General features: G+C 67.2%; 18 protein-coding genes. 9 read left to right on the plus strand and 9 right to left on the minus strand.

The window, feature by feature from the left end; all coding sequences use genetic code 11:
• The first annotated feature begins 301 nt into the window (after positions 1-301).
• The gene (locus AC1DSC_RS17640; protein ID WP_015865453.1) at positions 302-877 is read left to right on the plus strand and encodes a nucleotidyltransferase domain-containing protein; all 576 of its coding nucleotides are present in this window, start codon (positions 302-304) and stop codon (positions 875-877) included.
• Positions 861-1,319: a hypothetical protein gene (locus tag AC1DSC_RS17645; RefSeq protein ID WP_018904222.1), complete on the plus strand. Its 459-nt coding sequence runs from the start codon at positions 861-863 to the stop codon at positions 1,317-1,319. The genes AC1DSC_RS17640 and AC1DSC_RS17645 overlap by 17 nt, the downstream gene beginning before the upstream one ends.
• 242 nt (positions 1,320-1,561) lie before the next feature.
• Here AC1DSC_RS17645 and AC1DSC_RS17650 read toward each other — a convergent pair whose 3' ends face one another.
• Positions 1,562-2,950, minus strand: a complete 1,389-nt coding sequence (locus tag AC1DSC_RS17650; protein WP_478131846.1) for an ISNCY family transposase — start codon at positions 2,948-2,950, stop codon at positions 1,562-1,564.
• Between the two features lie 193 nt (positions 2,951-3,143).
• Entirely contained in the window at positions 3,144-4,043 is a 900-nt protein-coding gene (locus AC1DSC_RS17655) for a LysR family transcriptional regulator (protein WP_062364590.1), read from the minus strand.
• Between the two features lie 117 nt (positions 4,044-4,160).
• Between AC1DSC_RS17655 and AC1DSC_RS17660 the strand changes: the two genes are divergently transcribed.
• Complete coding sequence (locus tag AC1DSC_RS17660) at positions 4,161-5,423, plus strand: flavin-dependent oxidoreductase (protein WP_307595987.1); 1,263 nt, start codon at positions 4,161-4,163, stop codon at positions 5,421-5,423.
• Between the two features lie 53 nt (positions 5,424-5,476).
• Positions 5,477-6,451 carry a Bug family tripartite tricarboxylate transporter substrate binding protein gene (locus AC1DSC_RS17665; RefSeq protein WP_278876692.1) on the plus strand — a complete coding sequence of 325 codons (975 nt, stop codon included), beginning with the start codon at positions 5,477-5,479 and terminating at the stop codon, positions 6,449-6,451.
• Between the two features lie 20 nt (positions 6,452-6,471).
• Here the strand turns inward: AC1DSC_RS17665 and AC1DSC_RS17670 are convergent, their stop codons facing one another.
• From AC1DSC_RS17670 to AC1DSC_RS17695, 6 genes are read right to left on the minus strand one after another with little or no spacing between them, the layout of a single operon-like run.
• Complete coding sequence (locus tag AC1DSC_RS17670; protein ID WP_307595989.1) at positions 6,472-7,260, minus strand: SDR family oxidoreductase; 789 nt, start codon at positions 7,258-7,260, stop codon at positions 6,472-6,474.
• Positions 7,257-7,856 (minus strand): cysteine hydrolase family protein, encoded by a 600-nt coding sequence (locus tag AC1DSC_RS17675; protein ID WP_307595991.1) that lies wholly within the window; start codon positions 7,854-7,856, stop codon positions 7,257-7,259. Before AC1DSC_RS17675 ends, AC1DSC_RS17670 begins: the two co-directional genes overlap by 4 nt.
• Complete coding sequence (locus AC1DSC_RS17680) at positions 7,853-8,341, minus strand: aromatic-ring-hydroxylating dioxygenase subunit beta (protein ID WP_015865446.1); 489 nt, start codon at positions 8,339-8,341, stop codon at positions 7,853-7,855. The genes AC1DSC_RS17675 and AC1DSC_RS17680 overlap by 4 nt, the downstream gene beginning before the upstream one ends.
• Entirely contained in the window at positions 8,338-9,666 is a 1,329-nt protein-coding gene (locus AC1DSC_RS17685; RefSeq protein ID WP_369664588.1) for an aromatic ring-hydroxylating dioxygenase subunit alpha, read from the minus strand. The genes AC1DSC_RS17680 and AC1DSC_RS17685 overlap by 4 nt, the downstream gene beginning before the upstream one ends.
• A gap of 16 nt (positions 9,667-9,682) precedes the next feature.
• Positions 9,683-10,648 carry a PDR/VanB family oxidoreductase gene (locus AC1DSC_RS17690; protein ID WP_369664589.1) on the minus strand — a complete coding sequence of 322 codons (966 nt, stop codon included), beginning with the start codon at positions 10,646-10,648 and terminating at the stop codon, positions 9,683-9,685.
• Positions 10,645-11,907: a dienelactone hydrolase family protein gene (locus tag AC1DSC_RS17695; protein ID WP_278876686.1), complete on the minus strand. Its 1,263-nt coding sequence runs from the start codon at positions 11,905-11,907 to the stop codon at positions 10,645-10,647. Before AC1DSC_RS17695 ends, AC1DSC_RS17690 begins: the two co-directional genes overlap by 4 nt.
• Positions 11,908-12,096: 189 nt before the next feature.
• On the opposite strand from AC1DSC_RS17695, the gene AC1DSC_RS17700 reads away from it, so the two are divergent.
• Positions 12,097-13,284, plus strand: coding sequence for an ABC transporter substrate-binding protein (locus tag AC1DSC_RS17700; protein WP_018904211.1), 1,188 nt, complete (start codon positions 12,097-12,099; stop codon positions 13,282-13,284).
• 13 nt (positions 13,285-13,297) lie between these two features.
• Here the strand turns inward: AC1DSC_RS17700 and AC1DSC_RS17705 are convergent, their stop codons facing one another.
• The gene (locus AC1DSC_RS17705; protein WP_062364572.1) at positions 13,298-14,323 is read right to left on the minus strand and encodes an AraC family transcriptional regulator; all 1,026 of its coding nucleotides are present in this window, start codon (positions 14,321-14,323) and stop codon (positions 13,298-13,300) included.
• 113 nt (positions 14,324-14,436) lie between these two features.
• Between AC1DSC_RS17705 and AC1DSC_RS17710 the strand changes: the two genes are divergently transcribed.
• From AC1DSC_RS17710 to mdcA, 4 genes are all read left to right on the plus strand, one after another.
• Complete coding sequence (locus AC1DSC_RS17710) at positions 14,437-15,351, plus strand: LysR family transcriptional regulator (RefSeq protein ID WP_278876681.1); 915 nt, start codon at positions 14,437-14,439, stop codon at positions 15,349-15,351.
• Between the two features lie 129 nt (positions 15,352-15,480).
• Positions 15,481-15,897: a malonate transporter subunit MadL gene (gene madL / locus AC1DSC_RS17715; protein WP_015865439.1), complete on the plus strand. Its 417-nt coding sequence runs from the start codon at positions 15,481-15,483 to the stop codon at positions 15,895-15,897.
• 5 nt (positions 15,898-15,902) lie between these two features.
• On the plus strand, positions 15,903-16,667 hold the full coding sequence (gene madM, locus AC1DSC_RS17720) for a malonate transporter subunit MadM (protein ID WP_015865438.1): 765 nt from the start codon (positions 15,903-15,905) through the stop codon (positions 16,665-16,667).
• Between the two features lie 9 nt (positions 16,668-16,676).
• The gene (gene mdcA, locus AC1DSC_RS17725) at positions 16,677-18,359 is read left to right on the plus strand and encodes a malonate decarboxylase subunit alpha (RefSeq protein ID WP_278876680.1); all 1,683 of its coding nucleotides are present in this window, start codon (positions 16,677-16,679) and stop codon (positions 18,357-18,359) included.
• The last annotated feature ends 7 nt before the right edge of the window (positions 18,360-18,366 follow it).

Raw genomic sequence — 18,366 nt, forward strand, 5'->3', positions numbered from 1 at the left:
AGGTCACGAGGTCACGAGGTCACGAGGTCATCTGGGCAGCAGGATCACTGCAACATCAGCCAGAATGAAGGTCGCACGCCTTCCTGAATCTCGCAGTGCAAAAAGCCTGTTGCTCTTCTCGGGCGGACCACGTAGACGTTTCAGCTCGGCTTCCGGGTTAACTCCCTCATTCAGGGCTGCTTGTCCCTAAATGAAGGATGACTGCCCCTCGCAAAGGGATTAAAGTCCCTTAAAGCAGTAGTACACTCCTCGTTTAAGGGCCTTGGCGGGAACTTTATCCCTGAATGAGGGACATATCAGTATGAGTTCTGCCGACTTTTTATTCACTCCGACAGTTCAGCGCGTTCTGGCGGCCACCCTGGCCAACCCAGACCGGTCATTCCTGCTGAGTGAGCTCCTGGACCTGGCAGCAGGCGGCAGAGGCGGCGCTCAGCAGCAGATTGAGCGGCTTTTGCAAGCTGGAGTCCTCACTGAGGAGCCTCGGCGGGGGCGTCAGCGCAGCATCCGAGCTAACAAGGACTTCTTCCTGTTTGACGAGCTAAGCAGCATTGCGCGCAAGTCCTTCGGGGTCAAGGAGCCCCTGATGCGAGCTCTTGAACCGTTTGGCGATAGCATACGGGAGGCGTTCGTCTTTGGCTCTGTGGCCAAAGGCTCTGACAACGGCCGAAGCGACATCGACCTGGCCGTCATCGGGCGTGTGGCTTTACGTGAGGTGACCAATGCCCTTCTGGACCTCGAGCAGGAGCTCGGAAGGCCCATTCATCTGAGCTTGTATGACCCAGAGGAGTGGGAAGAACTGATTTCAAGTGACCAAGTCATGGCTCAGATTGCAAAAGGGCCAAAGTTGGAGCTGATTCGCAATGATGAGACCGTCTGAATACGACAACCTCATTAGGACTCGCGCGCTCGAAGAGGTCCCACAGACTCCTGGAGCCATCGAGGGCTTCCTGAAGGATGCGGCAGAGAGCCTCGAAGTGGCTCGGACCGTGGATGTGAAGCGGCCGAAACAGCGCTTCATCCTCGCTTACGAAGGCTTTTACTCGCTAGTCCAGGCAGTGCTCGAGTTCTATAGCGTCCGAACCAAGGAATCTGGCCGCAACCTGGCCATTCTTCGAGCCGCAGCGGACTTGAACCTCGACGCGGACGAAATTAAGCTGGTGAGCGTCGCTCATGGCCGGCGCAACGACACCACGTATCGTTCGCCTTTCCCGCCAATCTCGCGAGCGGAAGCGCAGGCGATGATTGACATCCTTGGCAAGACTCTCCCGGTTGCCCACACGCTCACCGGTGTTCCGGCTCCGGCGGCTGGCCAAGCCTGACTGCGAATGCGTCCGCGAAGGTGAGGGCTGGGCTCGAAGTCAACGGGCGCGTCGCTAACGTCTGGGAGGTACTCTCGTATATGCCCGATTTATTTAACATAACATACATTGCTTAAATTTGGCGTGTCAAGGCCAAGTTCAAATGTCGCACTGCCAGCCAAATAGAAATGTCGCATTTCTTCTTTTTGGATGGAGCCCGGCGAACGCCGTGACTGCCTTGCCTTTGAGCCTGCACAGGTCTTTCAGCCGGAGGCCAACACGGTTGTTTTCCTGGGTGCCCGGCAGACCGCTCTGACCGCTTCGTCGAGGTCCTGTGACGTGAACTGCCTGGACCGTTTGGTCCCTGGCAAAGCCTTGGTGGAGTAGGGCGCCTGCCCCTGATTCGTGCGCGAGGGCGTACTGGATTTTCTTCTGTCGTCACGCTGCGCCTGGATCACCAGCGCAGCCTGCAGGGCGTGGCTCAGGCGCTTGTTCTCGACGATGGCGGCGGTGTCGACGTGTGGCAATCGGTCATAGCGCTCGTAGACCAGGTTTGCACCGTCGGCTCGCAGCTCAATCCGGCCATCCGGGTACTCGAAGACATCGATGTAGCGATGGATCAGCTTGCGGTTGGCGGGCGAGTCCTTGAGCAGGTAGATCACCCGGTCGTGCTGCAGCGTGAGCGACAGCGACACCTTGCGCTGCAGCCGCCAGGTGAACAGCAGATCCAGATCTTCATCATCGCGCACAGGACGGTGGGCATCGAACTCGCGCAGCGGCGCCTTGGCGAAACGCGCGTTGAAGTCGGCAATGAAGTGCGGTGCGAACGCATTGGCCGCTTCGCGCGTGTTGATCCCACGCAGGCGCAGTTCCTTCACCAGGCGGTCCTGCAATGTGAGGTTGGCACGCTCTACACGGCCCTTGGCCTGGCTCGTGTTGGCACACATGATGTCGATGTTCAGCTCGAAGAGAACGCGTCCGAACTGCGTCGTGCCGCGGCCGAAGTCGGTCGAATCGCGCACCGCGCGGAAGATGCTCGCCTTGTCGCTGTAGAACGCCACCGGCTTGCCATGCTGCTCGAGGTAGGCCCGCGTGGCTTCGAAGTACGCGAAGGCCGACTCGGTCGGCACGAAGTGCAGCTGCATCAGCCGGCTCGTGGCGTCGTCGATGAAAACCAGCAACGTGCAGTGCACATCACGCTGCTCGAACCAGGCGTGGTCGCTGCCGTCGATCTGGATCAACTCGCCGACGCATGCCCGGCGATTGCGAGGCTGGTGGATCTTGGCCGCGCGTTGTTTGCGGGGCGTCCACAGGCCGGCCGTCATCATCAGCACCCTGACGGTCTCCTTGGCCAACGCAAGCCCGTGGCACTCACGGAGCTTCTCGCACGCAAGTGTTGGCCCGAAATCAGCATAGCGTTCGCGGATCAATGTCGTCGCACGTTCGGCCACCTCTGGCGCCAGCCGATGATTGCTTGGGCGTCCGCGCTTGCGTGACACCAGGCCGGCTGGTCCTTCGGCCGCATAGCGCTCGATGAGCCGCGACATCTGTCTGCGGCTCAAGCCCAGCCGCTTCGCGGCCTGACCCACACGTGCCATTCGGTCGACGACGGCTTGCACCGTCCTGATCCGGTCGACCTCGCGCATGTTCATCGTGATGGTGGCCGCGTTGTTCGCCATGTCTGCACCTCAAACCCCGGACCGGGGGCGCAGACTTTGCGACATCTCTACTTAGCCAGAATGGGACATTACTATTCAGCCGCTACATGGCGTGTAGCGGTAGCGGCCGAGCGAATGGTTGTCGAAGAGTTCGCGGATGCCAGCATCGCTGGCACCCGCCCAAGTCTCATCGCGACATGAAAGGCAGCCGAAGCTTGAGCAATTCGACGAAGGCGCCAATCGCCTCCGAATCCTTCGTGCCCCGCTTCGTGATGCTGTAGAACGCGAGCTCGACCTTGGGTGAGCTCAGCAGGTCTGCGTTGACCTGATGGCGCTTGCATGCGGCCATGGCGAAGGTGGGCATCACGGCCGTGCCGAAGCCTGCTTCCACCATCGAAATCAAGGTGCCGAAGAAGCTCACCGACTGGCCTTCCGGGTTCACGATGTTCAGCTTGCCGAGCTGCGCATCGATGACCTTCTGGATGGGATTGCCGGCGGGCAAGCCGATCAGCTGCGCTGACTTCAAGGCCGACCACGGCACCCGTCCCACGGCCCTTCGCGTACCTTCGGCAGCGGTCACCCGCATGAGCTGGAAGCTGGCGACTTCGGTGCGCACCAGCCCCGGCGCGGCCTTGAAGAAGAAGCCGAGCCCCAGGTCCGCCTCGTCCGCCAGCACCGCCCTTTCCACGTCTTCCAGCGCGGCATCGAGCAAGTGCACCTGAACGTGGGGCTGCGCCTGCCTGAACATCGCCAGCAATTGCGGCAGCAGCTGGGATGAAACCAGCGGCGTGGCGGCAATGCGCAGGTTCTGGCGCGCCGCATCGCCCAGGATGCCGATCTCCTGGGTCACGCTGTCGAGCTCCGCGAGCACGCGCTCGACCACCGGGGCCAGCCGCCGCCCGGCCGCCGTCAGCTGGACCGCGCGCGTCGTGCGGTCGAACAGCCGGGCACCGAGCTGCCGCTCCACTTCGCGGATGAGGATGCTCAGCCCGGCCTGGGTCATGTGCGTCAGCTCCGCCGCCCGGGTGAAGCTGCCGGTGCGAGCCACCTGCCGGAATGCCCGCATCTGCCGCGTCGTCAGGTTCATACCAAGTTCTTATAAATGCATGTCAGATCTAAATTTCCAATATTTTTGCAGATTGCGCCTAATGACGGACTCGGCATCCGCGGGCGCCACGCCGCGGGCACTTCAAGAGAATCGAACATGAGCAGCACCCACCAAGACGTCATCATCCTGGGCGCCGGCATCGGCGGCCTCACCCTGGCCCTGAGCCTGCACCAGGCCGGGATTCCCTGCCGTGTGTACGAAGCGGTCCCCGAGCTCAAGCCGATGGGCGTAGGCATCAACCTGCTGCCGCACGCGGTGCGCGAGCTCAGCGAACTGGGCCTGCTGCCCGCGCTGGATGCGATGGCAGTGCGCACCAAGGAGGCCGTCTTCTTCACCGAGCACGGCCAGCTGGTCTTCACGGAGTCGGCCGGCACCGCGGCCGGCTACGACTGGCCCCAGTTCTCGATCCACCGTGGCGACCTGCAGGCCGTGCTGCTGGCCGCGGTGCGCGAGCGGCTGGGCGATGGCAGCGTGCTGTGCGGCCACCGGTGCGTCGATGTCGACCAGGACGAGGCGGGTGTCACCGCCCATTTCGCGGATGCCTCGGGCGAGGCCGTTGCCAGCGTACGCGGCGCGGTCGCGATCGGCTGCGATGGCATCCATTCGGTGCTGCGCAAGAAGTTCTATCCGGACGAAGGCGCTCCACGCTATTCGGGCGTCAACATGTGGCGCGGCACCACGCGCTGGAAGCCGATCCTGTCGGGCGCAAGCATGATCCGGGCAGGCTGGCTTGCCGTGGGCAAGATGGTGATCTACCCGATCCGCGACGCCATCGACGCCGATGGCAACCAGCTCGTGAACTGGGTCGCTGAGATCGAAGCCGAGCAGCCGGCCGTGCGCGACTGGAGCCGCGAAGGCCGCCTGGAGGATTTCCTCCCGGCGTTCGAGAACTGGCACTTCGACTGGCTGGACGTGCCGGCGCTGATCCGCGGCGCCGACTCGATCCTGGAATACCCGATGGTCGACCAGGATCCTTTGCCGCGCTGGACGCATGGACGCATCACGCTGCTTGGCGATGCCGCGCACCCGATGGTGCCGCGCGGCTCGAACGGTGCCGGCCAGGCCATCCTCGACGCGCGCTGCCTCGCCGGCCGCCTGAAGAAGGAAGGCGTGGGCCCCGCGGCCCTGGAAAGCTACGATCAGGAACGGGTGCCGGCCACGGCCAATGTCGTGCTCACGAACCGGCGCACGCCGCCCGACGCGATCCTGCGCGAGGTCTACGAACGCTCCGGCGGCAAGCCGTTCGCCCGGATCGACGACGTGGTGCCCCGGGCCGAACTCCAGGCGATTTCCGATGCCTACAAGCGCGTGGCGGGCTACGACCCCGCGCAGCTCAAGAATCGCCCTTCCTTCGTCTGAACCCGATCCAGAAGCAACCCTGAAAACTTGAAAACTATTGAAGGAGACCTCCCATGTTCGCCAGATGGATCAAGCCACTGCTGTCCGCAACAGCGCTGTGCATTGCCGCGTCGGCGGCGTCGGCCGCATGGCAGCCGACACAGCCGGTCACGCTCGTCGTGCCCTACACGCCCGGCACGGGCATCGACCTGATCGCGCGCCAGCTCTCCGCGCACCTGCCGGGCGCGCTCGGACAGCCTGTGATCGTGGAGAACGTCGCGGGCGCCAGCGGCAACATCGGAAGCGAACGGGTGGCACGGGCCAAGCCCGATGGCCACACGCTGCTGGTCCAGGTCAACACCCTCGTCATGAACAAGAGCCTGTACAAGACCTTGTCGTATGACCCCGTCGGCGACTTCACTCCCGTTGCCCAGACCTCCTGGGGAACCCTGCTCCTGGTGGCCAACCCGAACGTGCAGAAAACCGCGACCGTGAGCGAAGTCGTGAACGCCGCGAAGGCGAAGCCCGGGCAGCTGACCTACGCCACGCCAGGCGTCGGCACGCCCCATCACCTGTCGATGGCGCTGTTTCTCCAGCGCAGCGGTGCCGAGATGCTGCATGTCCCCTACAAAGGGACGGCAGGGGCCGTCACCGACCTGCTCGGCGGGCGGATCGACTACATGTTCCTGCCGGTGCACGTCGCGCTGCAGCACATCCAGGCCGGCAAGCTGAAGGCCATTGCAACCGGCAGCGCCAAGCGGTTGCCGCAGCTTCCCGATGTTCCGACGCTCGCGGAGGCCGGCGTCACCCCGGACAACATCGACATGTGGTACGGGGTGCTGGCGCCGAAGGGAACACCCGCGGACGTGGTGGAGCGCCTGAACCTGGAGATCGGCAAGGTCCTCAGGCAGCCTGAGGTCGCGAAGTCCTTCGAATCGCAGGGCATGGTGCCGGCGGTCTCCACGCCGGCTGCCTTCGGGGCGCTGGTTGCCAAGGACGCGCAGCGCTGGGCGGAGGTGGTGAAGAAAGGCAACATCACCGCGGATTGAGGCAGAGGACGCCGCGGGCGCTACGCAGCGCCGAACCAATCGCCCGCGGATCGACCCTGGTCCGGACCGAGCATCGAAAAGCCGCCGTCCACCGGAATGTCGGCGCCGGTGACGAAGCGCGCCGCGTCCGAGCACAGGAACAGCACCACCTGCGCCACGTCGTCGCCGTCGCCCACGCGGCCCAGCGGGTGCATCGGCGCGCCAACGCGGTCGGCCCTTGCACGGTCGCCGTCCGCCATGCGCGACAGCGCGTCCGACCAGGTCCAGCCCGGCGACACCGAGTTCACTCGTACGCCCCGGGCCGCCAGCGTGGCGGCCTGGTTGCGCGTGAGTTGCAGGATGGCCGCCTTGGCCGCCGGGTACAGCGCCCGCCCCGCCGCGCCGAACTTGCCGCCGACGCTGCCCATGTTCACGATGGCGCCGCCCTGCGCGGCCAGCGCGTCGGCGCTCTTCTGCACCAGCATCGCGCCCGAGACCAGGTTGACGTTCAGCGCGCTCAGCCAGTCGGCGCGCGCGGCGCCGAGCCCCGCGTCGCCGTAGACCACGGCGTTGTTGACGAGGCAGTCGATGCGGCCTTCGGTGCGCAGCACGCCGGCCACCAGCGCATCGAGCGCATTGTCCGAGGCGATGTCGCAGGCGACGAAGCGGCAACCCTCGCCCAACCCGGCCGCCAGCGCCTCGCCGCGCACCGCGTCGATGTCGACCGCCACCACGCGCGCGCCGGCCTGCACGAAGGCCCGCGCGATGGCGTTGCCCAGCAGCGCGGCGGCGCCGGTCACGACGGCGACCTTGCCTTGCAGCGGGGTCATGGCCGGCCTCCCCTCTCCATCTGTGCCACGGCATCGTCCACGCGGACCACGTCCGCGAGCATCGACAGGGTTTCGAGGCTGGCGGCCTGCAGGTGCGCCTGCGCGGTGCTGCAGGCGTCGGCGACCACCGCCACGTCGTAGCCCAGGTCGCTCGCGTGGCGCGCGCCGTGCTCCACCACATGGTTGGTGGCGATGCCGGCCAGGTACAAGCGGCTGGCACCGGTGGCGCGCACCACCTCCTCGAGCCCGCTGGCCCAGAAGGGGTTGTTGCGCTTGTGGGTGACGACGGCTTCGCCCGGCAGCGGCGCGAGTTCGCCGTAGAACCCGGCACCCCAGCTGCCTTCCTGCACCGCGCCGCTCTCGGCCACGCGCCGGAACAGCGCGCAGTTGCGCAGGCAATCCGAGTAGTCGGGCGCGAAGGCGATGCGCACGAAGATCACCGGCACGCCGTTCGCGCGCGCAGCGGCGATCAGCCGTGCGGCCGAGGCGATGAGGCGCGGGCGTGCGGGGTCGTCGGCGGCCACGCCCACGCGCACCTTGCCGTCGACGTGCAGCACGTCGTTCTGGTAGTGCATGGCCAGCAGCGCGGCCTTCACATGAACACCTGCAAGGCTTCGTGCGGCGCGTCGCAGTTGACAAGGTCGATGCGCTTGGTCTGGATGCGCCAGCCGTCCTCGGCGCGGCGCAGGGTGTGCAACACGCTGCCGCCGAAGCTGCGCTGTTCGGTCTTGCGCCACTCCAGCAGCAGGAAGGTCGAGCGCACGGTGCAGCCCGCGTCGTCGTCGCGCGACTCGAGCGCGATGTTGCCCAGCACGTGCACGGTGCGCGTGGGCGGCTGCTGCGAATAGGCGCGGGCCTGCTCGAGCCGCCGCGCGCGCATCGAGCGCAGCAAGGCATCCTCGCAGAACAGCGAGGCGTGGTTGAGGTGATCGGCCTGGCCGTGCACCAGCGGCACCCAGTACAGCCCGTCGGGCGTGAAGAGCTTCTGCCATTCGTCCCAGCGGTGCTCGTCGAGCAGGCGCGCCTCGTGGTGCAGGAACTGCGTGAGGTCCTGCTGCTCGTTCCAGTCGCGGAAGTTCATTCGGCGCTCCCGGCGTGTTCGTTCGCGTGTTCGTTCGTCTTGACGCCCATGTAGCCGGCCCAGGCCGCGAACATGTTGCGCGATGGCATCTCGCTGTTGCCGTTGGAGGCGCGCCCGCCCGGCAGCGGCTGGTCGCGCCCCGCCGCGCGGTGCATGCTGACCCAGTCGCCGCCATTGGAGCCCAGGCCTTCCTGCACGCGGTTGTAGGCCTCCAGGTCGTCGGGCATCACGTTCGACGAAGGCGAGTTGACGATGTTGGTGTACTTGAGCGTGCGCTGGAAGGTGGCCTCCGGCGCACCCTTCAGCCGGAAGCTGAAGATCTCGACCAGCGTGCGGTCCACCGACAGCGGCCGGATCACGCGGATCTGCTGGAACGAGGTGTGCGGCGAACAGCTCGGGTACACGATGGTGTTGTGCCGGTTCACGCGCAGGATCTCTCCGGCGCGCTCGGCACCCTTCGCCGCTTCGAGCGACGCCACATACGCCAGGCTCACCGGATCGGTCGGCGGCACGAAGATGCCTTCCATGAAGCCATGGCCGTGGTCGTAGCCCTTGAGTTCGAGCTTCTCCCAGAACTCCAGCGGCTCGCCGTTGCCGTCGACGATCACCACCTCGAAGGGCTTGGGCGTGCCGGCCGGCATGGCTTCGTACTCTTCCTTGGCCGCGCGCCACGACGATTCGTGCGTGGCCACGGCGTGGATGGTGTCGTGCAGGTTCTCGAAGAAGATCTTCCAGTTGTTGCGCTGGATCACGCGCTGCACGCCGCCCGCCACCTCCACTTCGCCCTCCGGGGCGCGGTCGCAGAAGTTGTCGAGCGACGTGGCCACGCCGCCCAGGAATTCCTTCAGTTCCGGCCCGTCCGCCGACAGGCTCGCGAACACGAAGCCGCGGTGCGTGGCCACGCGCGCCACCTTGCGCACGCCGTACTGCGGGTCTTTCAGGTCGAGCGCGGTGCATTCGTAGCCGCTGCGCAGCGGCACCGACAGCAGGCTGCCGTCGCATTTGAAGGTCCAGCCGTGGTACAGGCAGCGCAAAAACTTGCCGGCGCTGCCGCTGCCGTCGGGCACGATCCTGGCGCCCTTGTGCGGGCAGCGGTTGAACATCACGTGCACCTGGCCGTCGGTGTGCCGCACCATCACCACGGGCTCGCGGCCCAGGCGGGTGGTGAAGTAGTCGCCGGGCTTGGGCACCTGGCTTTCGTGGCCGACGTAGATCCAGGCCTGGCCGAACACGCGGTCCATCTCCAGCTCGAAGATGGCGGGGTCGGTGTAGACGCGCTTGTGCACGCGGTCGGGCTGCACGAGCCCTTGCAGGTCGATGGTCATGGGGTGGGTCTCCTGGTCAGATGTCGAGCACCAGGTGCGGCGTCTTCGCGCGCGACACGCAGGTGCACAGGGTCTTGCCGTCCGCCTTCTCGCGCGGACTGAGGTTGTGGTCGCGGTGGTCGGGCACGCCCTCGACCACGTCCACCACGCACACGCCGCAGTCGCCCTGGCGGCAGTCGTACAGCGGGTCCAGGCCCGCGGCGATGAGCACGTCGAGTAGGCTCTGGCCGGGCGGCACGCTCAGCGTCTTGCCCGAGCGCAGCGTGCGCACCTCGAAGGCCGCGTCGCCCGCCTGCGCGATGGCACCGGCGAAGAGCTCGAAGTGCACGTGGTCGCCAGGCCAGCCCAGCGCGCGGGCGGTGTCGACCACGGCCTGCACCATGCCGCGCGGGCCGCACACATGCAGGTGGCGGCCCGGCACGGGCGCGGCCAGCAGCGCGTGCAGGTCGAGGCCGCGTGCCGGGTCGCCGCCGTCGTGCACCACGGTGCCGCCCAGCGCGCGCACTTCGCCGAGGTAAGCCGTGGCTTCTGCGCTGCGCGTGGCATAGACGAATTCGAAGGGCTGCCCCTCGGCCGCGAGCGAGCGCGCCATGCACAGCAGCGGCGTGATGCCGATGCCGCCCGCAAGGAGCAGCGGCGGCGCGCTGCCGGCGTGCAGCGCGAAGTCATTGCGCGGCGGGTGCGCGGCCAGCGATGCGCCGGGTTGCAGCGCATGCATCCAGGCCGAGCCGCCCTCGCCTTGTGGCTCGCACAGCACCGCGATCTCGCAGCGGTCCGAGCCGTCGTGCGGCCGGGCGAGCGAGTAGGCGCGCTGCCCCGCGCGGCCGTTGGCCTGCACCACCCGCACGCCCAGGTGCGCGCCCGGCGCGAACGGCGGCAAGGGCTCGCCGTTCGCCGATCGCAGCACGAAGGCCTTGATGCCCGGCGTGAGCGGCGTGGCCGAGTCCACGACCAGCGCGAGCATGTCGGAGTCGCCGCTCATCCCAAGGGCAGCGCCGGATCGGCGATGGTGAGCGCGGCCGATTTTTCCCAGCGCGGCATCAGCGTGTTCGACGGCTGCGTTTCGTCGACCAGCTTGCGCGCCGTCCCGGCGCCGGCCACGGGCAGGCCCTTCGGATCGAGCAGGCCGATCTGCACCAGCACGCTGGCCTGGTCCCAGTAGATGTGCTCGTGGTAGAGCTTGTCGCCGCGGAACTTCACGATGGCCACGAGCGGAATCTCCACCGGCTTGCCGGTGGGCGCGATGCCCGGGAGCAGCCAATCGATCTCGACCGTGTGGGTGAAGCTGAACAGCATCTCGTCCACGATCTGCGTCGCACCCACCGTGCGCGAGATGGGCGTGAGCCGCGTGTCGGGCGGCGTCGTCGGAATGAAGTGGTGCTTGTAGAAGCGCGACAGCTCCCTGGCGCCGACGCCGCCGGTCATGGTCGGAATGTGGTTCACATAGGGCTCGCCCACCATCGTGGCCATGGTGGCGACCACGTCGCGCGTGGCGAACTCGTACTCGCAGTGCTTGTCCCACAGCGCCGAGAGGTCGTACACCGGGCCGATCGCTTCCTTGAACAGCGCCATCGAGCGCTGGTGCGCCATGAGCGTGGAGGGCTTGTCGAAATGCTCGCCGCCGGTGCGCGCGAACGCATGGTCGACGCCCGGGTAGACATACATGTGCGCAGCGGGCTTGCCGGCGAAGGCCGCGAGCACCTGGGCGCGGGCCTCGGGCGGGCAGAACTGGTCGAGCTCGGCAAAGTGCAGCGCAATGGGGCAATCGATCTTCGGCACCAGGTCGAGCGCGCCCTCGATGCCCACGCCGTAGTAGCCCACGGCCGCGTCCACGCCCGAGTGCGCGGCGGCCAGGTAGGCCAGCTTGCCGCCGAGGCAGAAGCCCAGCGCGCCGACCTTGCCGGTGCAGGCCGGGTGCGCACGCAGCGCCTTCACGCTCGCCGTGACGTCGGCCACGCCGGCCTCGATGTCGAACTTCTGGAAGAAGCCGAAGGCGCGCTGCCAGTCCTCGGGCGAGTAGCCCAGCTCGACGCCGGGCTCCATGCGCCAGAACAGGTCGGGCGCTAGCACCACGTAGCCCTCTTCGGCGTAGAGGTCGGCCACTTCGCGCACGTAGTCGTTGATGCCGAAGATCTCCTGGCACAGCACGATGCCGGGGCCGCGCCCCGAGGCCGGCAGGGCCAGGTAGCCGCGAAAGGTCTGGGTGCCGTCGCCGGCCGGGATGTCGATGGTGTCGCTCATCGGTTCGTCTCTCGAAGTGGTGGGGTCGGCGGCGATTCTGTGGAGCGTGCCGGGCCGTTGTCTGTCCATTTCGTGCAGCGGTTTGCGCCGCACGAAACGGATAGCGAGGCGGCGCCGCCGCACAGAGACTGCGGCCTGCATTTGCTGCCCCACCCACGTTCAATGAACCCACTCCCGAGGAGACTTTCCATGCCGCAGGCCACGCCCCGATCCGTCTTGTGCGCGCTCACCGTCCTGGTGGGCGCGCTGGCACTGCCGTCACAGGCGCAGACCGTGAAGGTCGGCCTGGCGATGGACCTGTCCGGCCCGTTTGCCGTCGGCGGTGCCGAGGCCAAGGCCGGCTTCGCCGTCGCGATGAAGCAGCTGGGCGGCAAGCTCGGCGGCGTACCGGTGGAATTTGTCGAGGCCGACACGGCAGGCAACCCCGAGATGGCGCGCCAGGTGGTCGAGCGCATGCTGCTGCGCGACAAGATCGACCTGTTCACCGGGCCCGTCGGCTCGTCGGTCGCGCTGGCGGTAGGCCCGCCGCTCTTTGCGGCCAAGGTGCCCTACCTGTCGAGCAACACCGGCCCGAGCGACTATTCGGGCGCGCGCTGCAATCCGTACTTCTTCGGCGCCTCCTACCCGAACGATGCGTACTATGAATCGGCCGGCAAGTTCGCCTCGGACAAGGGCTTCAAGAAGGTCGCGATGATCGCGCCCAGCTATCCCGGCGGCAAGGACGCCATCAACGGCTTCAAGCACACCTTCAAGGGCAGCGTGAGCGACGAGCTGTACACCAAGCTCGGGCAGCTCGACTACTCGGCGGAGCTGGCGCAGATCCGCGCGTCGAAGCCCGATGCGCTGTACTTCTTTTTGCCCGGCGCCATGGGCGTGAGCTTCATCAAGCAGTTCGTCGGCGCCGGGCTGTCGAAGGACGTGGCGCTGATCTCCACCGCGTTCTCGGCCGACGAGGACATGATCCCCGCCGTCGGCGAGCCGATGCTCGGCCTGTTCAATACCGCGCACTGGTCGTTCGACCTCGACAACGCCGCCAACCAGCGCTTCGTGGCGGCTTTCCGCCAGCAGAACAACGGGCGCAATCCGTCCTTCTATGCCGGCCAGGCCTACGACGTGCTGATGGCGATGGATGCGGCCGTGCGCGACGTCGGCGGCAAGCTGGCCGACAAGCCCGCGCTGCTCAAGGCGATCAAGGCGGCCAACTACAAGTCGGTGCGCGGCGATTTCCGCTATGGCCCGAACAACTTCCCGATCCAGAACTACTACCTGCGCGTGATCGCCAAGGACGCGAACGGGCGCATCGCCAACAAGGTGATCGGCACCGTGCTGGAGCGCTACCAGGACCGGACTGCCGCCCAGTGCGCGATGAAGTCCTGAGGATGCGTGCGCTTCAGTGCCGCGCGGCCGGCAGCGGTGCGGGATCGCGGGAGGTGTCGCGCGGCAGCTGGCCGAAGCGCTCGCGGTAGCAGGCGGCAAAGCGGCTCAGGTGCGAGAAGCCGCAGCTCAGCGCCACCTCGGTGACGCTGGCACCGTCGTGCCGCGCCAGCTGCGCGTGCGCGGCGTCCAGCCGCATGTTGCGCAGCACCTCGCCGGGCGAGAGGTCGCGATAGCGCTTGAAGAGCAAGGCGAGGCTGCGGCGCGTGACGCCCGCGGCCTGCGCCACGTCTTCGAGCGACAGCAGCGTGTCGAGCCGCTCGCGCATGAACTCCTCGGCTCGCCGCAGCTGCCGCAGGCCGGCTTCCTCGCAGCCGCGCCGCACGGCGGCATGCCGTTGCAGGGCTGAATTCGGCCGGTGGCACAGCAGGTAGAGCATCAGGTTGTCTTCGCAGTGCGCCATCCACCGCGGGTCGTAGGTTCCCAGGTCGCCCGAAGGCAGCAGCGAGGCCAGGCCGGCCACCATGCGGCACCACTGCGTGCCGGCGGCGTCGTCCAGGCAAAAGGGCATCGCGAAATCGATCTCGCCCACGTCGTCGGTGCCGCGCAAGGCGAAGGCATGGCGTGCCACCTCCTGCAGCCGGCTGAGCTCGATTTTCAATATCAGCTGTTCGCAGTCGGCATGCCAGTGCAGCCGCACCGGCTTGTGGGCGGAAATGACCGCGCCCTGCCCGGGATGGATCTGCAGGGTGTGCCCGCCGGTATGGACGTCGGCATGGCCGCGAAGCGGCATCTGCACCAGCACGAAGTTGCCGAGCGCGTCGGGCTCGATGTCGACATCGCAGCCGTAGCGCAGGATGCACAACGACAGTGCGCTCAGCTCCGCGCGGCAGAAGATGGCGTCGACGTCGCCGCGGCCCCACACGCTGCGGTGCGGCTTGAGCTCGCGGGAGACACGCGCATGCGTCTCCTCTGCATCATGCGAACGGAAGAGTTCTCTCTCGTACAAGGGGGAAAGCTGCTCGTTCGACCACGCGTCCATAGGCATTTCCTCACTCAGGTTCAACGTTGAGACAGTTTTGCTCTGCGCCGCGTTGTACCGCAATTTGTGGGCCCGTTCCAGGATTACGATCGGACATCATCCGCAGGCCCTCCATGCTCCTCCACGTCGACGAAGAGATCACCTTCCGCAAGCTCGAGATCCTGCTGGCCTTCATGGAGACCGGCAATCTTGCGCGCGCGGCCGAAAAGCTCGAGATCAGCACCGTGAGCGTGCACCGCGCGCTGCATTCGCTGGAAACCGGCCTGCGCTGCGCGCTGTTCCGGCACGAGGGCCGCAACCTGCATCCGACCGATGCGGCACAGGCGCTGGCAGACGTGGCGCGCGATGTGCTGCGCACCATGTCCGAGGGCATCCGCGCGACACGGGAAGTGGCCGGCTACTCGTCCGACCGGATCCGCATCGGATCGCTCTATTCGCTGACGAGCCGCACGGTGCCGCGGCTGATCATGGGGCTGAAGCTGCGCAGGCCCGAGCTGCACACCGAGCTCGTGCTCGGCTCCAACGCCGACCTCCTGCAGAAGCTGCGCGACGGCGCGATCGATGCCGCCCTCATGGCGGTGCCCGAGGGAACGGCGGACGTCGAGTCGGAGCCGCTGTTCGAGGACGACATCCGGTTCGCCGCCCCGGTGGGCTCCCCCTATTCGGGGCAGAAGGAGATCGACCTGGCCGCCTGCGCCGGCGAGCGCTTCGTGAGCCTGAGCGAAGGCTTCGTCACCTACAGCGGCTTCGTGGAGTCGTTTCGCGTGGCCGGCTTCACGCCCAACGTGGTGATGGAGACGGGCGACATCTTTTCGCTCATGAACCTGGTGAGCGGCGGCGTCGGCTACACGCTGCTGCCGGGCCGCGTGTGGGGGGTGATGCCGCAGAACGTGCAGCTGATTCCGCTGCAGCCCCGCTACCTGATGCGCCAGACCATCGCGCTCAACTTCCTGCGCACGCGCGAGCGCGATCCCAACCTGCTCGCGCTGCTGGCGCTGTGCCGCAGCTCGAAGGCCGAACTGGCCTAGGGTTTACCCGCGATCGTTTCACGCGCCGTAAGCGTCGCCGTCCCCCGTTAATTGATCGCGCGCAGGGGCGCCGATACCGTACGTCTCCAGAACACCGCGCATCTCGCGCGGCACACAACGGAGACGCCCATGATCATTTTCGGAACCGCCCTGCTGGCCGTATGCCATCTGCTGGGCATCTTCCTGGGCGACCTGCTCGGGCAGGCGCTGGGCGTGAAGACCAACGTCGGGGGCGTCGGCATCGCGATGCTGCTGCTGATCTTCGCGCGGCTCTACATGCAGAAGCGCGACTTCCTGCCCAAGCTCACGGAGCTCGGCGTCGAGTACTGGGGCGCGATGTACATCCCCGTGGTCGTGGCCATGGCGGCGCAGCAGGACATGGTCGCGGCGCTGCGCGGCGGACCGGTGGCGCTGCTCTCGGCCATTGCCGCCGTCGCGGTCTGCGCCTGCGTGATCGCGGTGATCAATCGCGCGGAGCGGCCGCAGGTGGAAGCGCAGGGCGCGCCCAAGCTGCACGACAACCCCCTGCTGGCCGAAGCGGAGTGAACGGCATGATCGAAATCCTCGAAAAAGCCGCGCTCCAGAACGGCCTCGTGACCGCCTTTGCGGTGGTCGGCCTGGTGATCCTGCTGTCGGGCCAGATCTCGCGCCGGCTGACCTTCGGCCGCGTGCACGGCTCGGCCATCGCGATCGTGATCGGCCTGGCGCTCGCCTACTGGGGCGGCACACAGACCGGCGGCCACAAGGGCCTGGCCGACATGTCGCTGTTCGGCGGCATCGGGCTGATGGGCGGCGCGATGCTGCGCGACTTCGCGATCGTGGCCACCGCCTTCGAAGTGCAGGCCACCGAGGCGCGCAAGGCCGGGCTGATCGGCGTGGTGTCGCTGCTGCTGGGCACGGTGCTGCCCTTCATCGTGGGCGCATGCATTGCACGCGCCTTCGGCTACTCCGACGCAGTGAGCATGACCACCATCGGCGCCGGCGCGGTCACCTACATCGTCGGCCCGGTGACGGGCGCGGCCATCGGCGCGAGCCCGGACGTGATGGCGCTGAGCATTGCGACGGGGCTGGTCAAGGCCATCATCGTGATGGTGGGCACGCCCATCGCCGCGCGCTTTCTCGCACTGAAGACGCCGCGCTCGGCAATGGTGTTCGGCGGCCTCGCAGGCACCGTGAGCGGTGTTTCCGCCGGCCTTGCCGCGACCGACCGCAAGCTGGTGCCCTACGGCGCGCTCGTCGCGACCTTTCACACCGGCCTGGGCTGCCTGATGGGGCCGTCGGTGCTGTTTTTTGCCACCAAGGCATTGGTGGGTTGAGGGATCTCCATGGACCGCATGAACTGGAACACCAAGGCCGAGAATCGCGCGGCACGCCTTGCGCGGGCGGCCAACGCGCTCGGCGCCGAACTGGCGGGCAAGCGCGTCGCCACCGAGGCCATCGGCCAGCTGCTGGAGGCCGTGCTGGAGCCGGGCGACCGGGTCTGCCTCGAAGGCAACAACCAGAAGCAGGCCGACTTTCTCGCGCGTGCGCTGGTCCAGGTCGATTCCACGAAAGTGCATGGGCTGCACATGGTGCAGTCGGTGCTGGCGTTGCCGGAGCATCTGGACCTCTTCGAGAACGGCGTGGCCGCCCGGCTGGACTTCAGCTTCTCGGGTCCGCAAGGCGCGCGGCTGGCCAAGCTGGTGTCGGCCGGACGCATCGAGATCGGCGCCATCCACACCTACCTGGAGCTGTTCGCGCGCTACTTCGTCGATCTCACGCCGCAGGTGGCGCTGGTGACGGCGCACGCGGCCGATGCCCAGGGCAACCTCTACACCGGCCCCAACACCGAGGACACGCCCGTCATCGTGGAGGCCACCGCCTTCTCGGGCGGCGTCGTGATTGCCCAGGTCAACGAGCTGGTCGACGGCCACACGACGACGCTGCCGCGCATCGACATACCGGCCGACTGGGTGAACTTCGTCGTGAAGGCGCCGCGCCCCAATTTCATCGAGCCGCTGTTCACGCGCGACCCGGCGCAGATCAGCGAGGTGCAGGTGCTGATGGCGATGATGGCCATCAAGGGCATCTATGCCGAGTACGGCGTGCAGCGGCTGAACCACGGCATCGGCTTCGACACCGCGGCCATCGAGCTGCTGCTGCCGACCTATGCCGAGTCGCTCGGTCTCAAGGGCAAGATCGGCAAGCACTGGGCGCTGAACCCGCACCCGGCATTGATACCGGCCATCGAGGCGGGCTGGGTGGAGTCGGTGCATTCCTTCGGCTCCGAGCTGGGCATGGAGGACTACATCCGCGCGCGCTCCGACGTCTTCTTCACCGGCCCCGACGGCAGCCTGCGCAGCAACCGCGCGCTGTGCCAGGCGGCCGGCCACTACGCCTGCGACATGTTCATCGGCTCGACCCTGCAGATCGACCTGGACGGCAACAGCTCCACCGCGACGCTGGGCCGCATCGCCGGCTTCGGCGGCGCCCCCAACATGGGCGCCGATGCGCGCGGCCGCCGCCATGCGAGCCCGGCCTGGCTGAAGGCCGGGCGCGAAGCGCGCGACGGCCGCAGCGGCGCGGCCGGCACGCCGCGCGGGCAGAAGCTGGTGGTGCAGATGGTCGAGACCTTCCGCGAGCACATGCAGCCGGCCTTCGTCGACCGGCTCGATGCCTGGACGCTGCAGGAGCAGGCCGGCATGGCGCTGCCGCCGATCATGATCTACGGCGACGACGTCACGCACATCCTCACCGAAGAGGGCATTGCCAACCTGCTGCTGTGCCGCAGCGACGCGGAGCGCGAGCAGGCCATCCGCGGCGTGGCGGGCTACACGGCAGTGGGCCTGGCGCGCGACCAGCGCGCGGTCGAGAACCTGCGCGACCGCGGCGTGATCCGCCGGCCGCAGGACCTGGGCATCGACCCGCGCCAGGCCACGCGCAACCTGCTGGCCGCACGCAGCATGCGCGACCTGGTGCGCGCCTCCGGCGGCTTGTACCAACCGCCCAGGCGCTTCAGAAACTGGTAGCAGGAGA

The sequence above is a fragment of the Variovorax sp. 01N425 genome, assembly GCF_056399465.1.